Annotated in this window: 1 pseudogene; it reads left to right on the top strand. The window is 38.5% G+C overall.

The annotated features are described in order from the left end of the window. A pseudogene (locus tag G7034_RS02485) lies at positions 1 to 205 on the top strand (T9SS type B sorting domain-containing protein); the annotation flags it as partial.

Below are 205 nucleotides of genomic sequence, written 5' to 3'. Positions count from 1 at the left end.
GGCGGTCCTTGGGTGGCTCAAGACGGACAATCAAGTTTAATCTTTAGCGGTTTAGAAGCCGGAGAAGTAGAAGTGATTGGTCGTGATTTAGGTGGCTGTGCTACCGAAATAAAACTAGTTTCTTTAATCGATTACCCAAAATTCTTCACTCCAAATGAAGATGGATTTAATGATTCTTGGAATATAATTGGATTAGCTAATCAAA

The sequence above is a fragment of the Psychroflexus maritimus genome (genome assembly GCF_011089875.1).
Taxonomy (GTDB): domain Bacteria; phylum Bacteroidota; class Bacteroidia; order Flavobacteriales; family Flavobacteriaceae; genus Psychroflexus; species Psychroflexus maritimus.
The sequence above is the reverse complement of the archived record's forward strand: the minus strand, read 5'-3'. Positions and strand labels throughout refer to the sequence as shown.